Source organism: Mesorhizobium sp. M5C.F.Ca.ET.164.01.1.1 (genome assembly GCF_004792125.1).
Lineage (GTDB): Bacteria > Pseudomonadota > Alphaproteobacteria > Rhizobiales > Rhizobiaceae > Mesorhizobium > Mesorhizobium wenxiniae.
Genome location: NZ_SRTG01000001.1, coordinates 1,653,381 through 1,669,882, shown reverse-complemented (window position 1 = coordinate 1,669,882; position 16,502 = coordinate 1,653,381). Strand labels below are relative to the sequence as shown.

Annotated in this window: 18 protein-coding genes; 9 read left to right on the top strand and 9 right to left on the bottom strand. The window is 63.4% G+C overall.

Annotation, left to right across the window (positions count from 1 at the left end; all coding sequences use genetic code 11):
* Positions 1 to 202: 202 nt before the first annotated feature.
* Positions 203 to 889, bottom strand: coding sequence for a TlpA disulfide reductase family protein (locus EN807_RS08220; protein WP_135934551.1), 687 nt, complete (start codon positions 887 to 889; stop codon positions 203 to 205).
* 35 nt (positions 890 to 924) lie between these two features.
* On the opposite strand from EN807_RS08220, the gene argH reads away from it, so the two are divergent.
* From argH to lysA, 3 genes are all read left to right on the top strand, one after another.
* Positions 925 to 2,325 (top strand): argininosuccinate lyase, encoded by a 1,401-nt coding sequence (gene argH, locus EN807_RS08215; RefSeq protein ID WP_135934550.1) that lies wholly within the window; start codon positions 925 to 927, stop codon positions 2,323 to 2,325.
* Between the two features lie 227 nt (positions 2,326 to 2,552).
* Positions 2,553 to 2,759, top strand: coding sequence for a hypothetical protein (locus EN807_RS08210; protein WP_127316026.1), 207 nt, complete (start codon positions 2,553 to 2,555; stop codon positions 2,757 to 2,759).
* Between the two features lie 52 nt (positions 2,760 to 2,811).
* On the top strand, positions 2,812 to 4,080 hold the full coding sequence (gene lysA / locus EN807_RS08205) for a diaminopimelate decarboxylase (protein WP_135934549.1): 1,269 nt from the start codon (positions 2,812 to 2,814) through the stop codon (positions 4,078 to 4,080).
* 92 nt (positions 4,081 to 4,172) lie between these two features.
* Here the strand turns inward: lysA and EN807_RS08200 are convergent, their stop codons facing one another.
* Positions 4,173 to 4,475, bottom strand: a complete 303-nt coding sequence (locus EN807_RS08200; protein ID WP_126104748.1) for a metalloregulator ArsR/SmtB family transcription factor — start codon at positions 4,473 to 4,475, stop codon at positions 4,173 to 4,175.
* Positions 4,476 to 4,525: 50 nt separating this feature from the next.
* Between EN807_RS08200 and EN807_RS08195 the strand changes: the two genes are divergently transcribed.
* On the top strand, positions 4,526 to 5,473 hold the full coding sequence (locus EN807_RS08195; RefSeq protein WP_135934548.1) for a threonine/serine dehydratase: 948 nt from the start codon (positions 4,526 to 4,528) through the stop codon (positions 5,471 to 5,473).
* Between the two features lie 188 nt (positions 5,474 to 5,661).
* The gene (locus EN807_RS08190; protein WP_135934547.1) at positions 5,662 to 8,304 is read left to right on the top strand and encodes a TIGR02302 family protein; all 2,643 of its coding nucleotides are present in this window, start codon (positions 5,662 to 5,664) and stop codon (positions 8,302 to 8,304) included.
* 12 nt (positions 8,305 to 8,316) lie between these two features.
* Here the strand turns inward: EN807_RS08190 and EN807_RS08185 are convergent, their stop codons facing one another.
* Positions 8,317 to 9,174 carry a LysR substrate-binding domain-containing protein gene (locus tag EN807_RS08185; protein WP_135934546.1) on the bottom strand — a complete coding sequence of 286 codons (858 nt, stop codon included), beginning with the start codon at positions 9,172 to 9,174 and terminating at the stop codon, positions 8,317 to 8,319.
* A 279-nt stretch (positions 9,175 to 9,453) separates the two neighbouring features.
* Here EN807_RS08185 and EN807_RS08180 point away from each other — a divergent pair, with 279 nt between their 5' ends.
* Positions 9,454 to 10,404: a DMT family transporter gene (locus tag EN807_RS08180; RefSeq protein WP_135935812.1), complete on the top strand. Its 951-nt coding sequence runs from the start codon at positions 9,454 to 9,456 to the stop codon at positions 10,402 to 10,404.
* Between the two features lie 20 nt (positions 10,405 to 10,424).
* On the opposite strand, the gene EN807_RS08175 is transcribed toward EN807_RS08180, so the two are convergent.
* The 3 genes from EN807_RS08175 to EN807_RS08165 all read right to left on the bottom strand — a co-directional run bounded on the left by EN807_RS08175 (position 10,425) and on the right by EN807_RS08165 (position 12,079).
* Entirely contained in the window at positions 10,425 to 10,796 is a 372-nt protein-coding gene (locus tag EN807_RS08175; protein WP_135934545.1) for a response regulator, read from the bottom strand.
* A gap of 62 nt (positions 10,797 to 10,858) precedes the next feature.
* Positions 10,859 to 11,401, bottom strand: coding sequence for a hypoxanthine phosphoribosyltransferase (gene hpt, locus EN807_RS08170; RefSeq protein WP_127316021.1), 543 nt, complete (start codon positions 11,399 to 11,401; stop codon positions 10,859 to 10,861).
* 27 nt (positions 11,402 to 11,428) lie between these two features.
* Positions 11,429 to 12,079: a hypothetical protein gene (locus tag EN807_RS08165; protein ID WP_135934544.1), complete on the bottom strand. Its 651-nt coding sequence runs from the start codon at positions 12,077 to 12,079 to the stop codon at positions 11,429 to 11,431.
* A 191-nt stretch (positions 12,080 to 12,270) separates the two neighbouring features.
* On the opposite strand from EN807_RS08165, the gene ftsE reads away from it, so the two are divergent.
* From ftsE to EN807_RS08150, 3 genes are all read left to right on the top strand, one after another.
* Positions 12,271 to 12,930, top strand: coding sequence for a cell division ATP-binding protein FtsE (ftsE, locus tag EN807_RS08160; RefSeq protein ID WP_010911739.1), 660 nt, complete (start codon positions 12,271 to 12,273; stop codon positions 12,928 to 12,930).
* A complete protein-coding gene (locus EN807_RS08155) occupies positions 12,923 to 13,912 on the top strand; it encodes an ABC transporter permease (RefSeq protein ID WP_135934543.1) in 990 nt (329 codons plus the stop codon). The genes ftsE and EN807_RS08155 overlap by 8 nt, the downstream gene beginning before the upstream one ends.
* Before the next feature lie 81 nt (positions 13,913 to 13,993).
* On the top strand, positions 13,994 to 14,713 hold the full coding sequence (locus tag EN807_RS08150; protein ID WP_127316018.1) for a YdcF family protein: 720 nt from the start codon (positions 13,994 to 13,996) through the stop codon (positions 14,711 to 14,713).
* An 18-nt stretch (positions 14,714 to 14,731) separates the two neighbouring features.
* Here the strand turns inward: EN807_RS08150 and EN807_RS08145 are convergent, their stop codons facing one another.
* The 3 genes from EN807_RS08145 to EN807_RS08135 are packed head-to-tail and all read right to left on the bottom strand — an operon-like array spanning position 14,732 to position 16,433.
* Positions 14,732 to 15,364, bottom strand: a complete 633-nt coding sequence (locus EN807_RS08145) for a pyridoxamine 5'-phosphate oxidase family protein (RefSeq protein ID WP_135934542.1) — start codon at positions 15,362 to 15,364, stop codon at positions 14,732 to 14,734.
* A 12-nt stretch (positions 15,365 to 15,376) separates the two neighbouring features.
* Positions 15,377 to 15,847, bottom strand: coding sequence for a DUF1348 family protein (locus EN807_RS08140; RefSeq protein ID WP_065009936.1), 471 nt, complete (start codon positions 15,845 to 15,847; stop codon positions 15,377 to 15,379).
* The gene (locus EN807_RS08135) at positions 15,840 to 16,433 is read right to left on the bottom strand and encodes a carboxymuconolactone decarboxylase family protein (protein ID WP_135935811.1); all 594 of its coding nucleotides are present in this window, start codon (positions 16,431 to 16,433) and stop codon (positions 15,840 to 15,842) included. Before EN807_RS08135 ends, EN807_RS08140 begins: the two co-directional genes overlap by 8 nt.
* Positions 16,434 to 16,502: the final 69 nt, after the last annotated feature.

Below are 16,502 nucleotides of genomic sequence, written 5' to 3'. Positions count from 1 at the left end.
CCGTTTGTCATTGGCGAAAGGGCACTCTCGCAAAGGCCAATATGTGCCGCCCATGACAATTGGACAACGGTTTTGTTGCGGATCGATGAACTTGATCTCCCCGTAAAGTGGTGCACGCTTCGGTATGAGAGTAGATGGAAAGCAATTACCAAGCCGGCTTACCACTCGAACAAAAGCGACGGGGCCGGCAATCGCCGGGTGCCTAGTCCGACTTGCCGAGCGCCGTCTCGACCAGCCGCTTGGCATCGGGGCTCGACCACTCGGCCGGGCCGTTCATGTGAGCGATCAGGCAGCCTTCACCGTCGATCAGCATGGTGACCGGCAGGCCGAGCGCCAGGCCGCGCGTCTTGAGATCGTTGAACAGCGCCATGGTCGAATCACGGTAATAGCCGAGCGCCTCGACGCCGGTTTCCTCGAGGAACTTCTTCGGTTTGGTGTCATCGCCGGCATCGACATTGACCGCGACGACCTCGAAGGCGTCGCTGCCCATTTCTTTCTGCAGCGCGTCGAGCGCCGGCATTTCGGCGCGGCAGGGGGCGCACCATGTCGCCCACAGATTGAGCAGCAACGTCTTGCCGGCATGGTCGGCGAGCGTCATCGGCTTGCCGCCAGGGTCGTTGAAGGCAAGGCCCTTCAGCGATTGCGGCGGATCGGCCGGCAAAAGTGCTGCGACCTGGCCGGTGGCAGCCGCCGCGACCGTCTTGGCGCGGTCGGCCTTGGCGGCGCAGGCGACATCGTCTTTGCTGTCGCCAACGGCGACTGGCGCGGGCGCGTTGTTGCCAGAACCGCTCTCGCTGACATATACCGCGACCGCGCCCGCAAGCACGCCCGCCACCAAAGCGGCGAGGATGAGGCGCGGGGCCGGGAAAAATCGATTGCCGTCTGCCATTTTCTAAAAACTGCTCCGGAGCACGGGTTATAGCGATGAGCGACAAGAAGGCCAGCAACCAGATGTGGGGCGGACGTTTTGCCTCGGGTCCGGCCGCGATCATGGAAGCGATCAACGCGTCGATCTCGTTCGACCGCAAACTCTATGCGCAGGATATCAGAGGCTCGATCGCCCATAGCGAGATGCTGGCGCAAACGGGCATTATTTCGGCGGCCGATCAAGAAAAAATCGCTCACGGGCTGAACACGATCCTGGCAGAGATCGAAGCGGGAAAGTTCGAGTTCTCGACCAGGCTGGAAGACATCCACATGAACGTCGAAGCTCGCCTTGCCGAGCTGATCGGCGCGGCCGCCGGCCGCCTGCACACCGCTCGTTCGCGCAACGATCAGGTGGCGGTCGATCTCAGGCTTTGGGTCAAGGATGAGTGCTTTCGCATCGCCGAGGCGCTGAAGGGCCTGATCGCGGCGTTCCTGGAGCGGGCCGAGGAGCATGCGGCGACGGTGATGCCGGGCTTTACCCACATGCAGGCGGCGCAGCCGGTGACCTTCGGCCACCACTGCATGGCTTATGTCGAGATGTTTTCGCGCGACCTGTCGCGTGTTCGCGACGCCATCGGGCGGATGGACGAAAACCCGCTCGGTGCGGCCGCCCTTGCCGGCACCAGCTTTCCGATCGACCGGCACCAGACTGCCAAGGCGCTCGGCTTCCGCGAACCGATGCGCAACTCGCTGGACAGCGTTTCGGATCGCGATTTCGCACTGGAATTCTTGGGGCTGGCGGCGATCTGCGCGACGCATCTGTCGCGGCTGGCCGAAGAGATCATCATCTGGTCGACGCCGCAATTCGGCTTCGTCAGGCTGTCGGACTCATTCTCCACCGGCTCCTCGATCATGCCGCAGAAGAAGAACCCCGACGCCGCCGAGCTGGTGCGCGGCAAGACCGGTCGCGTCACCGGCCATCTCGTCGGCCTGCTGACGGTGATGAAGGGCATGCCGCTGACCTACGGCAAGGACATGCAGGAGGACAAGGAATCCGTGTTCGACGCCGCCGAGACGCTCGATCTGATGCTGGCGGCGATGACCGGCATGGTGCGCGACATGACGGTGAACGCCGCCGCCATGAAGAAGGCCGCCGGGTCAGGCTATTCGACCGCGACCGACCTTGCCGACTGGCTGGTGCGCACGCTCGGCCTGCCGTTCCGCGAGGCGCACCACGTCACCGGCCGCGCGGTGGCGCTGGCCGAGGAGAAGAAAATCAGGCTCGACAGGCTGCCGCTGGAAAACTTGCAGTCCATTCACCCCGGCATCACGGCGGACGTGTTTTCGGTGCTTGCCGTACAGAAATCGGTGAGGAGCCGCACGAGCTTCGGCGGCACCGCGCCGTCGGAGGTGAGGAAGCAGATCCGGTACTGGAAAAAGCACATCGCCAAGGCGTGATGCTCGTGCGGCGAATCCGAAATTCGCTCACGTTGGAGCAGCGCGGCGAGCGAATTTCGGATTCAAAAGCCGCACGAGTTAATTGACGAATTCTAGTGTGGTTTTGGATTTGAAGTTCCTTGCCGCGAATGTCATCAATGACAGGAACTTCAAATCCACCACACTAGGTGCAATGCCAGCAAAACTCGGCTAAAAGCGGCGGGCAAAAAGTTCAGATGGATGGATCGATGACCGCAAGCAGGATTTTGGTGACGCTGACGCTGCTGGCGGCGCTGGCAACCGTAACGGCCTGCGGCAGGAAAGCCGGCCTCGAGACGCCCTATGAGGCGGCCGTGCAGGCGCGTAAGGACGCACAAAAGGCCGAGCAGCCCGTGCCGCCGGAGCCGGAAAAACCGGTCAAGGACAAGAAGTTTATTCTCGACCCGCTGATCTAGAGCCGATGAGATCGGTCGATCTCATCGTCCTCCAACTTCCGGAACCACTGTTGTGAACCATTTCGACTACCGTGACGGCATGCTGTATGCCGAGGACGTGGCGATATCAGGCATCGCCGCAAGCGTCGGCACGCCGTTCTATTGCTATTCGACGTCGACGCTGACCCGACATTTCCGCGTGTTTGCGCAGGCCTTTGCCGGGCTCGACGCGCTGGTCTGCTACGCCATGAAGGCGAATTCCAACCAGGCTGTACTAACAATCCTGGCCAATCTCGGCGCCGGCGCCGACGTGGTCTCGGAAGGCGAATTGCGTCGCGCGCTGGCCGCCGGCATTCCGGCCAACAAGATCCTGTTTTCAGGCGTCGGCAAGACCGCCCGCGAAATGGATTTTGCGCTCTCGGTCGGCATTCTCTGCTTCAACGTCGAATCCGAACCGGAACTTGAATTGCTGTCGGCCCGCGCCACGGCACTTGGCAAGGTGGCGCCGATCTCGCTGCGCATCAATCCGGATGTCGATGCCAAGACCCACAAGAAGATCTCCACCGGCAAGGCCGAGAACAAGTTCGGCATTCCCTGGCAGAAGGCGCGAAAGGTCTATGCCCGCGCAGCTGAACTGCCTGGCATCAAGATCACCGGCATCGACACCCATATCGGCAGCCAGATCACCGAATTGCAGCCCTTCGACGACGCCTTCGCGCTGCTGGTGGAGCTGGTCGGCGTGCTGCGTGCCGACGGGCACGCCATCGAGCACATCGATCTCGGCGGCGGCCTCGGCATTCCCTACCGCGTCGACAACAGCCCGCCTCCCTTGCCCGACGCTTATGCCCAGATCGTCAGGAAGCACGTCGCCAAGCTTGGATTGAAGGTGATGTTCGAGCCGGGCCGGCTGATCGTCGGCAATGCCGGCATCCTCGTCTCGCAAGTGATCTTCGTGAAGGAGGGCGACGCCAAGAATTTCCTGGTCGTCGACGCCGCGATGAACGATCTGATCCGGCCGACACTTTACGACGCCTTCCATGACATCAAGCCGGTGGTGCAGCAGCTGGCAGCAGCGCCGCGCATGACGGTCGACGTGGTCGGCCCAGTCTGCGAGACCGGCGATTATCTCGGCCTCGACCGTGACCTGCCCCGGCTGAAGGCCGGCGACCTTATCGCAATCGCCACTGCCGGCGCCTATGGCGCGGTGCAGGCCGGCACCTACAACACCAGGCCGCTGGTGCCCGAAGTGCTGGTCGACGGCGACCGTTTCCATGTAGTGCGCCCGCGCCAGACCTATGACGAGCTGATCGGACTGGATTCGCTGCCCGATTGGCTGAGATAGACCATGATCCCGAACCGAACGTCCGCGTCAGCGAAAAGTGGCAACCGGTTTTCGGAAACGATCATGGTCAATAATAAAGATCGCCGGCACCGCTACAGCCGGTGCTGAATGAGCGCCCTCGTCTCGGCGATCCTGCCTTCGTCGCGGCGATAGAACGTCCACTGCTTGATACGCTTGCTGCTGAGAAGGCCGGCCTGGGTGAGCACCCGCATATGCTCGCTGAGCGTCGCCTGGGTGATCCCCAGCTTTTCGGCGATCAGCAGCGCGCAGACGCCGTCCTCGACCAGGTCGCCATCCGCTTGGCGTGGAAAATGCGCGCGCGGGTCCTTCAGCCAGTCGAGGATTTGCAGCCTGCGCTCGTTGGCAATCGCCTTGAAGACATCGACCTCTTGCATTTAGCCATTTTGCTAAGTTACTAATTGATGTCAATCCTTGGGAGTAGGCCATGCTTAACGGCAATAGCATCACACGCGAACGCATCGCCGCAATGGAACCGCGCATCCGGCCATTCGTGCGCCACACGCCGGTGCTGCGCGTCGACATGGCCGATTTCGGCTGTCCGCCTCTTGCCGTCGACCTGAAGCTCGAATGCCTGCAGCATTCCGGCTCGTTCAAGGCGCGCGGCGCCTTCACCAATCTTCTCGAGCGGCCGGTTCCCAAGGCTGGCGTCGTCGCGGCATCGGGCGGCAATCACGGGGCTGCGGTCGCGTATGCCGCCATGCGGCTCGGTCATAAGGCGACCATCTTCGTTCCCGAAGTGAGCCCGCCGGCCAAGCTGGAACGCATCCGCGGCTACGGCGCCGAGCTGGTCGTCGGTGGCGCGCGCTATGCCGAGGCGCTGGTCGCCAGCGAAGACTTTGCCGAAAAGTCCGGTGCCCTGCAGATCCACGCCTTCAACCAGGAGGAAACGCTTGTCGGGCAAGGCACGCTTGGCCTCGAGATCGAGGCCGACCTGCCTGAGCTCGACACGCTGCTGGTCGCCGTCGGTGGCGGCGGCCTGATCGGCGGCATCGCCGCCTGGTTCGCCGGCCGCATCAGAATCATCGCCGTCGAGCCCGAGGGAGCGCCGACGCTTCATCGCGCCTTCGAGGCCGGCCGACCCGTCGATGCGCCGACTGAGGGCATCGCCGCCGATTCGCTGGCGCCGAAGCGCGTCGGCGAAATGATGTTTCCAATCGCCGAGGCCTTCGTCGAGCGTTCCATACTGGTCAGCGACGACGAGATTATCGCCGCGCAGGCGGCGCTTTGGGACCGGCTGCGAATCATCTCCGAGCCGGGCGGCGCTGCGGCCTTCGCGGCGATCCTGTCCGGCCGCTACGCGCCGGCTGCGGGCGAGCGTGTCGCGGTACTGGTCTGCGGTGCAAACGCCAATCCGGCTAAATTCGGACGATAACGGGGGCAGTCCTGTTCACGTTTTCGGGAACCGCCTCGCCTTCGCCGTGTTTGTTGTTATGCTTCGAGTGACGTGCATTTACGACTTTGAGTCTTCGCATCGTACTTTCCGAAAATCGAATCCGGTTTTCGGGCCGGTGCGATAGATTTGTGAGGTTCGGGTTATCCCGCCTGAATCAGGAAGGGCCGATGACGCAACGACCCACCTTCACCAGCGATCGCAGCCTGGCCGGGCGCCTTGCTCTGAGCCGGCTGGCGACACGGGTCTCGATGACGGTCGAGCGTGGCTGGCCGTTGCTGCTTCCGCTGGTCATTGTCGCCAGCCTGTTCCTCAGCGTCTCGTGGCTCGGCCTCTTCCTTCTGCTGCCCGACACGGCGCGCATGAGCCTCATGGCAGTGTTCGGCATCGCAGCCCTTGCCGCGCTCTATCCCCTGCGTTTCTTCCGGGTGCCGACCAGCGCCGAGATCGACCGGCGCATCGAGGCTGCCAACCAATTGCTGCACAGCCCGGTGCTGGTGCAGACCGACCGGCCGAGCGGCAGGGAGAGCATTTTTTCGCAAGCGCTGTGGCGTGAGCACCAGAAACGCATGGCCGAAAAACTCGGCAACCTCGGCGGCGACCTGCCCCGCACCCGGGTGCCGGAGCGCGACCCGTGGGGGCTGCGCGCCGTGGCGGCGCTTTTGTTGGTCACCGCCTTTGCCTTCTCCTTTGGACCGTCGGGCGGCCGCATCGCAGACGGGTTCAGTGCCCACGCGGCGCGCGACGCTGTGCCGCCGCGCATCGACGCCTGGGTGACGCCGCCGGCCTACACCGGCAGGCCGCCGGTCTTCCTCACTTCCCCCGCCCTCGCCAACCCAGCCCTCGCCGACAATGGCAATCAGGCTGCGTCCACCTTCACCGTTCCGGAAGGCAGCGATGTGTCCCTGCGCGTCACCGGCGGTTCGGGCGAGGAAACGCTGAGCTACGCCGACGCCGACGGCAACGCCCGCACCATGGAACCGACCGGGCAGAAGGCCGACGCGGCCAAACCGGCGGCGGCAACGCCCTCGACGGCAACGCCCTCCACGGTGCGCCAGTTCACAGGAAAGCTGACGACCAACGGCACGCTGACGCTGCAATCGGGCAATGACGAACTCGGCAACTGGGCCTTCGCGGTGATCCCGGACAAGCCGCCACAGATCCGCTTCGTCGGCGAGCCGAAACGCGCCGTCAACGGCTCCTTCGAACTCAACTACCAGATCGACGACGACTATGGCGCGGCCTCCGCCAAGGCGGATTTCGCATTGGCCGATCCACCGGCGCCGAATGCGCATCCGCTCTATGGCCCGCCCGAAATGCCGCTGACGCTGCCGCGCCGCGGCGCCAAGGGGAACGCCGCCAAGACCACGAAGGACCTGACCGAGCATGTCTGGGCCGGCGGCAACATCAAGCTCACGCTTGTCGCCACCGACGACGCCGGACATACGGCAACCAGCGAGACTAAGACGCTGGTGATGCCGGAGCGGCCTTTCTCCAACCCGCTGGCGAGGGCCGTGATCGAGCAGCGCCGCGTGCTGGCGCTCGACGCCAACTCCAAGAGCCGCGTGCTCGACCTGATGGACGCGATCACGCTCAGGCCCGAAGATACGTTCGACAACATGGCGCACTACCTCGCCATCATGAGCGCCCGCACCCGGTTGAAGATGGCTGACAGCGACGACAAGCTGCGCGACGAGGTCGCCTATCTGTGGGAGATCGCGCTCGGCATCGAGGAAGGCAATCTTTCGGAGGCCGAGCGGCGGCTGCGCCAGGCGCAGCAGGCGCTGCAGGACGCGATCAAGAACGGCGCCAGCGACGAAGAAATCGACAAGGCGATGAAGGAACTGCGCGAGGCGATGAACCAGTTCCTGCAGGAATTCGCCCAGCGTGCGCAGCAGAATCCGAACGCGCCGCAGATGCAGCAGAATGGCCAGGAACTGCGCCAGAGCGACATCGAACGCATGATGGACCAGATCGAGAACCTGGCGAAATCAGGCGATCGCGACAGCGCGCAGCAATTGCTTTCGCAACTGCAGGATATGATGAACAATCTCCAGGCCGGACGTCAGCAACAGGGCGGCCAGCAGAACAGCGAAATGCGCCAGCAGATGGACAAGCTCGGCGAGATCATGCGGCGCCAGCAGGAGATGATGAACGAGACGTTCCGCATGGACCAGATGCAGCGCGGCCAGCAACAGCGCGGGCAGAATCGCGACCAGCAGCTCGGCGAGAACGGTGAGCAGGGCCAAATGGGCCAACAGGGCGAGCAGCCCGGCCCAGGTGAAGACCGCGATCCGCTCGGCCGGCCGATGACGCCGCAGGAATTCGCCGACGCGCTGAAGCGGTTGCAGGAAGGCCAAGGCAAGCTGCAAGGCGACCTCGACCAGCTGAGGAAAGGCCTCGAAGGCATGGGTCTCGAGCCCAATGAAGGATTTGGCGAGGCCGGCAAATCCATGGGCAATGCCGAACAGGCGCTTGGCGACAGCGATGGCGACCAGGCCGTCGGTCACCAGGGCCGCGCGCTGGAAGCGTTGCGCAGGGGCGCCAAGGACATGATGAAGCAATTGCAGGCCATGCAGGGCGACGAGGGCGACGGCGAGCGGGGCGGCCGCCAGCAGAATGCCGACCGCGATCCGCTTGGCCGGCCACGCGCCACCGAGGGCCCTGACTTCGGCGATTCGGTGAAGGTGCCGGACGAAATCGACGTGCAGCGCGCCCGCCAGATCCTAGAAGCGATCCGCAAGCGGCTCGGCAACGCGCTCAGCCCCGATATCGAGCGCAGCTATCTGGAGCGGCTGCTGGAGCTGAAGTAAAGCCGCTCCGCTCTAGCGGTTGGTGAACGCCTCGCGGATCGCCTCTTCCATGCCGTCGATGGCCGCGCCGGAAGCGTTCGGATTGCGGCGCAGCACCACGTTCGAGGAATCGATGTCGCCGAACCCATCGGCGGCCGTAAGTTCGCGGCAGCCGGCCGGGATGTTGCTGCGCGAGATCGGCGCGATCGCCAGCCCGGAGGTGACGGCGAGCCGCAGGCCGCCATTGGTGTCGCTAGTATAAGCGACACGATAGGCGAGACCGCGCTGCTCCAGCGACTTGATGGCGAAATCCTTGCACCAGCCGGCACGGTTGTAGAGCGCGATCGGCACCGGCCGCTCCTCATGCATGTGATGCAGCTCCGACGTCACCCATACGGTCGGGTCATGCATCAGCACCTCGCCGCCGGAGAGATCCTGCCATTCGAACACCACCGCCAGGTCGAGCTCGCCGGCGGCGAGCGCCGCGATCTGCGCACCGGAATGCGCGTAGCGGACGGTGATGTCGACCTGAGGATGGCGCTTGGCAAAGGCGCCGAGCGCGCGCGACAGGATCGCGTGGCCATATTCCTCCGGAATGCCGATGCGAACCGGCCCGCCAAGCGGCGCCGCGACCATGGATGCCGCCGTCTCGTCCAGCAGCGACACGATCCGGCGGGCGTTGACGATGAGTTCGCCGCCGCGGCGCGTCAGCGCCACACCGCGCGAGCCGCGCTCGAACAGGCTGTCGCCGACCACATCTTCGAGCTTCTTCATCTGCATCGAAACCGCCGATTGGGTACGGCCGGCCTGCTCCGCTGCCTTGGTGAAATTGCCGGTATCGGCAACCGCTACGAAGGTGCGCAGCAGATCGCTGTCGAGCGTGGGCTTCATTTGTCCGCCATAAGAAATTCTGATTACTGGTATCATTCCAATTCGTTTGCAACATGTCAAACGGCGGATAATAGTCGCTTCACCCATTGGATATGCGGCTGCGAAATCGGCTGCGGACCAATCAAAAGTCCTCACTCGTACCCGCTGCCCGAAACGGTGGCGGGTTCTTTTTAATGCATGTCGCCCAGAAGTGCGCAGCGGTTTTGGGACAACGACGTGCATAAACCAAAAATTATCAGGCCCGGCTCTCGGGCCGCACGCAAGGAGCCGTCGAACGACATGCAGAACCGGATCGTTTTCGGGATGGCAAGTCTTTGCCTCGGCGTTCTGGTGTTCTCGCTCCAGGATCCGCTGATCAAGGCCGTATCGGACACCTATCCGGTGACCGAGGTGATGGCGATCCGCTCGATCGTCTCCCTGCCCATTCTTCTCGTGCTGGTTCATGCCGATGTCGGGCTCAGGGCGATCTTTTCAAAGCGATTTCGCATGCTGACGACGCGCGCCTTCATCCTGTTCACCTCCTACACGGTCTACTATCTGGCGATCGCCGCCCTTCCGCTTGCCGACGCGGTGGCGCTCTATTTCATGGCACCGCTGTTCATCATGGCGCTTGCCGGCCCTTATCTCGGCGAACGGGTGGCGTGGCAGACGCTGGTCACAGTGATGGTCGGGATGCTGGGCGTGCTGGTAATGCTGCGGCCCGGTGCCGGGCTGTTCGACTGGGCGGCACTGCTGTCGCTGGGGTCGGCGGTGCTGTACGGGTTTTCGCAGTTGATGGCCCGCAAGATCGGCGACACCGAATCATCCACGGTCATGGCGTTCTATCAAAACGCCGTCTACCTCCTGGGCGCTGCAGCGGTCGCCGTGCTGTTCTGGCTGGCAGGAATAGCTCACGCCACGCATCCGAGCCTCGAATTCCTGGTCAGGCCATGGATCTGCCCGACGCGGATCGATTTTCTGACGATGGCCGCCTGCGGCTTCGTCGCTTCGGCCGGGATGATCCTGTTGTCGCAGGCCTATCGGCTGGCGCCCGCCAACAGCGTCGCCACTTTCGAATACACCGGCATCATCTGGTCGCCGCTGTGGGGTTTCCTGTTCTTTGCCGAAGTGCCGCGATCGACCGCCATCATCGGCGCCGCCCTGATCATCGGCGCCGGTCTGTTCGCGCTCCATTCCAGTCGGCGCCGGGGCAGCACGCCGGCAATCGCGGCAACCTGCGATCCGGCCTGACTGCAATCAGGCTTTGGCCTCTAGACAAAACAGGCGAGCGTCTGTTCGACACGGGCGCGGATTTCGGCCAGCGTGAACGGCTTTTGCACGACGTCCACAATGACACCGTTCAATTCCTCGGCGCGTTCGCGCTGGTCGGCATAGCCGGTCATCAGCAAGATCTTCATCGCCGGAAAAAGCGACGCCGCCGCTTTGGCCATTTGGATGCCGTCCATTTCCGGCATCCGGATATCGGAGACGACAAGATCATAGCCGCCACGTGCTGCGCGGATCAGGGCAAGCCCTTGCGCGCCGTCGGCGGCGATGTCGATCATATGCCCGGCGCGTTCGAGCGCGCGGGCGGCGAGGGTGCGGACGGACTCATCGTCCTCGACGATCAGGAGCTTTGCCATAGCGGAATGTTGGCGGGGAAAAGTTGACTTTTCCTGAACCGCAAACGGTATCGAAGATAGATCTATGCGTCGCCCTTGACGATGCCGACAAACGGCAGTTCGCGAAAAGCGTGGGCGACATCCATGCCGTAGCCGACGACGAAATAGTCGGGGCAGTCGAAGCCGACATAGTCGGCGTTGAGCGCAGTCTGGCGGCGCATGCGCTTGTCGAGCAGCACGGCGATGGCGCAGCTTTTGGCGCCGCGCGACAGCATCAGATCGCGGGTGAAGGACAGCGTCTTGCCGGATTCGAGAATGTCGTCGATCAACAGCACGTCGCGGCCGGCGACTTCATTGTCGATGTCACGCAGCACCCTCACCTCGCCGCTGGTGGTACCGGCGCCGTAGCTGGAAATGAAGATGAACTCGACCTCGGGCGACAGGCCGACATCGTGCATGGCGCGGATAAGATCGGCGGCGAAGATGAACGATCCTTTCAGCACCGAAATCACCAGAAGGTCCTGATAATCGTGCCCGGCGATCTCCTTGGCGAGCTCCAGATTGCGGCGGGCAATCGCCGACGCCGAAAACAGGACCTCGATATCCTTGCCGCGCACGATTGGCATTGGCTGCCTTTCCAGAAATGATCGTCCCTAATTGGCGAACGTGACCGAGACGGTCTTGACTCCGTTTCTAGGCACGTCGAGCCGGCTGGAAAAGCCAAATCTTTCGCCGGGCGCCAGCGAACGATTGAATGTCCCCAGCCTATAGCGGGTTGTGCGCCTGTCATTGCCGGTGATCCGGATTTCCAGCGGCGGCAATGGCGACGGGCTGGCGCCGTCGTTCGCGGCCTCGCCACCGACGAACAGGACAGGTTCCGGCCCGGACGCATCGATACGCGACGTGACGCCTGAAATGGTGAGGGCGGCGCCCGTTTCCTGTGCCGCAAGAAGAAGCGGCGCCTGGCGCAGCAGCGCGTGCCCGCCCGAGATCCAGAAGGCTGCAAACGCCGCGCTGAGGCCGGCGATCCAGAAGATCGGCCCGCCGCGCGACGCCCGCAGCCGTTCCATCGCGGCTTTGGGCTTGCGCAGCATGTCCATGCCTTCGATTGAGGGCGTGGCGATCACCCGCGAAAGCGGTTGTGAAGGGTCCATGCCGCCGGTGAGGCGCGGCAGCACCTCGTACTCGGCATCGACGACGTCGTCGGCTGGATCACGCAAGATGCGTTCCGGCGCAGGATTTGCGGCCGAATCGGTCATGAATTCGCCGAAAACCGGGCGCGCGGTTCGATCGTCAGCCATCACGGCCCCAGCACTACGGCACTTGTTCGTCTTCGTTTCTTTTGCGTAAACGGAAATGGTTAACGCTTCCCCACCGGAACCCTTGTGACGCGCCTAAAAAACCTCCGAATTAACTGCCGGTTAACCATGCCGGCCGATGGTCTCTTCTCAGAGAAGGCTGGCTCGTCGCCGCCGCAAGTTTCAGGTCGTCGAACGTGATCCGCTTCGAAAATGTCGGCCTCCGCTATGGCATGGGTCCGGAAATCCTCCGCGACATTTCCTTGCACATACCGGAGCGCTCCTTTCAGTTCCTGAGCGGCCCTTCGGGCGCCGGCAAGACGACGCTGCTGCGGCTTTTGTTCATGTCACTCAAGCCGACGCGCGGGCTGATCACCATCTTCGGCAAGGACCGCTCGCGCATCTCGCGCACCGAGCTGCCGCATCTGAGGCGGCGCATCGGCGTGGTGTTCCAGGACTTTCGCCTGCTCGACCACATGACGACCTATGAGAATGTGGCCTTGCCGCTGCGCGTGCGCGGGCGCGAGGAGGCGAGCTACCGCACCGACGTCACCGAGTTACTGAAATGGGTCGGCCTTGGCGAGCGCATGCATGTGCTGCCGCCGGTGCTGTCGGGTGGCGAGAAGCAGCGCGCCGCAATTGCCAGGGCGCTGATCGAGCAGCCCGAGATCCTGCTTGCCGACGAGCCGACCGGCAATGTCGATCCGCCGCTGGCGCGACGCCTGTTGCGGCTGTTCATCGAACTCAACCGGCTGGGCACTGCGGTGGTGATTGCAACGCACGACCTCGGCCTGATGGAACAGGTCGACGCACGGCGCATGATCCTGGCCGGCGGAAGGCTGGATATCTATGACTGACCTTTCCGTTCACCATGTCGAAGACCAGCACGCCGGTAAGGCTGCGACGACGCAGCGCGTTCAACGCAAGATGGCGCCGATCGTGCCGGCGCAGAACATCGCCGGCCGGGCGCTGGTCCTGGTCATCGCCATCATGACGTTCCTCTCCTGCCTGACCTTCGGCGCGGTGACGCTGGTGCGCGACACCGCCTCGGTCTGGGAGAACCAGATCTCACGCGAGGCAACCATCCAGATCAAGCCGATAGACGGCCTCGACATGGAGGCAGCACTTGCCCAGGCCTCGCAGATCGCCGGCGAATTTCCTGGCGTGAAGAGCGCCAGGATCGTCGACCGCGATGCCACGGCGCGGCTACTGGAGCCGTGGCTGGGTTCGGGTCTCAACATCGACGAGCTGCCGGTGCCGCGTCTGATCATCGTCACCATAGACGAGAACAACCCGCCCGACTTCGCCGCAATGCGCGCCGCGATCACGCCGAAGCTGCCCAGTGCAGCCCTTGACGACCATCGCACCTGGGTCGACCGGCTGGTGGCCATGGCCCGTACCACGGTGACAATCGGCATTGCCGTGCTGGCGCTGATGCTGTCGGCAACCGTGCTGACCGTGGTGTTTGCAACGCGCGGCGCCATGGCCGGCAACGGCCACATCATCGAGGTGCTGCATTTCGTCGGCGCCGAAGCGCGCTTTATCGCGCGCGAATTCCGCCACCACTTTCTGGTCACCGGCATGAAGGGCGCAGCCGCCGGGGGTGCGGCGGCGGTGCTCGTCTTCATCGTCTTCTCATGGTGGTCGTCGCGCAACATGGCAACGCCGGAGGCCGATCAGGCGACCGCCTTGTTCGGCAATTTCGCTATCGGTTCGGCGGGCTATCTCGGCGTGGTCCTCATGGTGCTGGTCATCGGTGCGCTGACGGCGGCAACCTCCCATGTCACCGTCGTCACCTATCTCAGCGACATCGATGTCCGCCAACCGGACGCGGGGTGATCACGAATAGAGAATTAGCGTAACGTAATGTGTGCGTTTTGACCTACTAAACGCCGCATTTCGGGGTTAACGATAGAGACGATGGACGCGCGCGAGTCGACCGGAACGGCTGGACAGTTACCCTTGGTGATTGCGCCTTCCAGCGAGCGCGTCAAGCCCGGCCGATTGGCGGGCGCATTGCGCATCTCCGCTTTCTTTCTGCTCGTGCTGGCGACGCTGTTTGCCGGCGGCTTCGGTTGGTTCGCCAACACTGTCAGCCGTCTCGCGACTCCTATCAATCCGGCAAAAGCCGATGCCATCATCGTGCTGACCGGCGGCCATTCACGTCTCGATGCCGCTATGGGTCTGCTTGCGTCCGGCAAGGGCGAGCGGCTGCTGATCAGCGGCGTGCATCCTTCCGCCAGCCGCCGCCAGCTTCAGGTCGCGACCCGCGGCGACAAGAAATTGTTTTCCTGCTGCGTCGACATCGACCGCGCCGCGCTCGACACGATCGGCAATGCCGAGGAAAGTGCCAAGTGGGTGGAAGACCACGCCTATGGCACCGTGATCCTCGTCACCAACAACTATCACATGCCGCGCAGCCTGCTGGAAATGGGCCGGCTGCTGCACAAGGCCAAGCTCGAGCCCTATCCGGTTGTCAACAGCAACCTCGGCAATGGCGGCTGGCTGACCAAGCCCAGGGCGCTGCGCGTGCTGTTCACCGAATATAACAAATATCTGCTGGCGCTGGCGCGCGGCATCGTGCCGGTGAAGCCAACGCCGACCGGCATCGCGCTGGCAGACGCTGCTGCGCCGAACTGAGCCGATCTGGAACCTGTATCATTCCTTGACCGTGGCGCATGAGGCGCTGCGCAGGCGCGCGATCTCCTGTTCGAGACGTTCGATACGCTTGTCCCTCTCGGCCAGCGCCGCCGCCACATCGGCCGCTTCGAACCGCTGTGGTATGTGCTGCGGGCAATTGGAATCCCAGGCGGAAACCGTGAACAGGATGATTTGCTCGGGGCGCGCCTTGTAGCCTTCCGGCATCAGCTTCGCCATCAGTTCGGCGTCGTCCTCGACGACACGCGCACTGCCCCAGATCTTGATGCGCTGCCGGTGCGCATAGTCGATCAGGAACAGGAAAGCGCGGGGGTTGTCGTCCAGATTGCCCTGGGTGATGAATTGCCTGTTGCCGGAGAAATCGGCGAAGCCGATCGTCCGCTCGTCGAGCACCTTGAGAAAGCCGGCCGGCCCGCCGCGATGCTGGATGTAGGGCTGGCCGTCACCATTGGCCGTCGACAGGAAGACGCTGGTCTGCGCCTCGATGAAGGCGGCGAGATCGGGCGTTATATCAGCTTGCCAGCCGCCGCGCTCCTCGACGCGGGCATAGGCCACGCGTGAGCCTTTTCGGGCCTGGATCGCCTTGACGGTTGGCGTAAAGGCGACATCGCTGGTGAAGACGTGAGCGTTCATGGAAAGCCTCCTTCAAAGGCCGAGTTCCGTCAGAGAGGGATGGTCGTCCGGCCGGCGGCCGAGCGGCCAATGATATTTGCGGTCGGCCTCGCGGATCGGCAGGTCGTTGATGCTGGCGATGCGCAAGCGCATCAATCCATGTTCATCGAACTCCCAGTTCTCGTTGCCGTAGCTGCGAAACCACGAGCCGCTGTCGTCGTGCCATTCATATGCGAAACGTACGGCGATACGATTGTCGCGGAAGGCCCAAACCTCCTTGATGAGCCGGTAGTCGCGTTCGCGACCCCATTTGCGTGTGAGGAAGGTCTGGATGGCGTCGCGCCCTTGCAGGAACTCGGCCCGGTTGCGCCAGCGACTGTCGATTGTGTACGCAAGCGCGACCCGTGCCGGATCACGGGAGTTCCAGGCATCCTCCGCCATGCGTGCCTTCTGTGCGGCGGTCTCGGCGGTGAATGGCGGGAGCGGCGGGCGGCTTTCAGCCATGGGAACTCCTTGCGATGGGCTCACGGTTGCTGAATTCAGCTGCCCTGCGGGCAGAAACGACCGGAAAGTCGATCTCCGTCCTGGCAACCTCATTGATATAATTGGTCCAGACATTGAGAGCGACATGCTGGACGATCTCGATAATCTGCGCATCGTCGTAGCCTGCGAGCCTGACGGCGCTGAGATCCTCGTCACCGATATGTCCACGGTCGCGCGCAATCTTAGCGGCGAAACGCACCGCTGCGGCGGCCTTGGGGTCGTTGGACCCGCCGCCGCGATTGGCGACCATCTCGGCATCGTCAAGCTTGGCGAGGTTCTTGCCGAGATAGGTGTGGGCGGAAAGGCAGTAGCTGCAGCCATTGATCTCGGCGACCGCCAGAGCGATGCGCTCGCGCGTCGGCGCGGGAAGGCGGCCCTTGGCAAGCGCTCCGGACAGACTGAGATAGCCTTCCAGCGCAGCCGGGCTATTGGAAACGAGCCTGAAGAGATTTGGGACGACGCCGAGTTGCTTCTCGACGGCATGCAACATCGGCTGCGACGCAGCTGGCGCCGCCTCTATGGACGCAGGTGTAGAGATACGGGGCATGGGCACTTCCTTCTCGTCGATCAGCTTCGCCACCAAACATGCCCCCTTCCATGTTTCGGATGTAGCTGT

Bases quoted from the DNA above. Each gene is read 5' to 3' on its own strand.
- EN807_RS08220 (WP_135934551.1), bottom strand. From the start codon at position 889: ATGGCAGACGGCAATCGATTTTTCCCGGCCCCGCGCCTCATCCTCGCC.
- argH (WP_135934550.1), top strand. From the start codon at position 925: ATGAGCGACAAGAAGGCCAGCAACCAGATGTGGGGCGGACGTTTTGCC.
- EN807_RS08210 (WP_127316026.1), top strand. From the start codon at position 2,553: ATGACCGCAAGCAGGATTTTGGTGACGCTGACGCTGCTGGCGGCGCTG.
- EN807_RS08200 (WP_126104748.1), bottom strand. From the start codon at position 4,475: ATGCAAGAGGTCGATGTCTTCAAGGCGATTGCCAACGAGCGCAGGCTG.
- EN807_RS08195 (WP_135934548.1), top strand. From the start codon at position 4,526: ATGCTTAACGGCAATAGCATCACACGCGAACGCATCGCCGCAATGGAA.
- EN807_RS08190 (WP_135934547.1), top strand. From the start codon at position 5,662: ATGACGCAACGACCCACCTTCACCAGCGATCGCAGCCTGGCCGGGCGC.
- EN807_RS08185 (WP_135934546.1), bottom strand. From the start codon at position 9,174: ATGAAGCCCACGCTCGACAGCGATCTGCTGCGCACCTTCGTAGCGGTT.
- EN807_RS08180 (WP_135935812.1), top strand. From the start codon at position 9,454: ATGCAGAACCGGATCGTTTTCGGGATGGCAAGTCTTTGCCTCGGCGTT.
- EN807_RS08175 (WP_135934545.1), bottom strand. From the start codon at position 10,796: ATGGCAAAGCTCCTGATCGTCGAGGACGATGAGTCCGTCCGCACCCTC.
- hpt (WP_127316021.1), bottom strand. From the start codon at position 11,401: ATGCCAATCGTGCGCGGCAAGGATATCGAGGTCCTGTTTTCGGCGTCG.
- EN807_RS08155 (WP_135934543.1), top strand. From the start codon at position 12,923: ATGACTGACCTTTCCGTTCACCATGTCGAAGACCAGCACGCCGGTAAG.
- EN807_RS08150 (WP_127316018.1), top strand. From the start codon at position 13,994: ATGGACGCGCGCGAGTCGACCGGAACGGCTGGACAGTTACCCTTGGTG.
- EN807_RS08145 (WP_135934542.1), bottom strand. From the start codon at position 15,364: ATGAACGCTCACGTCTTCACCAGCGATGTCGCCTTTACGCCAACCGTC.
- EN807_RS08140 (WP_065009936.1), bottom strand. From the start codon at position 15,847: ATGGCTGAAAGCCGCCCGCCGCTCCCGCCATTCACCGCCGAGACCGCC.
- EN807_RS08135 (WP_135935811.1), bottom strand. From the start codon at position 16,433: ATGCCCCGTATCTCTACACCTGCGTCCATAGAGGCGGCGCCAGCTGCG.